Raw genomic sequence first — 263 nt, forward strand, 5'->3', positions numbered from 1 at the left:
TGTGAAGGACTGGGCCATCTCCCTTTTCGGCACCGCCGACAAGGCGGTGTTCGTGGGCGGGATGCTGCTGGTTATCATGGCCGTCGGGTCGTTGGCCGGGATCCTGGAGCAGCGCAGACGGTTTGCGGGTGCGTCGGTGATTAGTGTTTTTGGGCTCGTCGGGCTTACCGCGGTCCTCACGCGTGCCCAGATGACCCCGGCCGCGGCTGTAGTGGCACTGGCCGCAGCCCTGGCCGGTGCGCTCCTGCTGGGATGGCTGATCC

General features: G+C 66.5%; 1 protein-coding gene. It reads left to right on the forward strand.

Annotated features, from left to right (window positions below; genetic code table 11):
* Positions 1 to 263 (forward strand): hypothetical protein (locus tag AC3XQU_RS24135; RefSeq protein ID WP_489876655.1); only part of this gene is annotated, 263 nt, incomplete at both ends.

This window comes from Telluria sp. AZSoR62 (assembly GCF_058111565.1).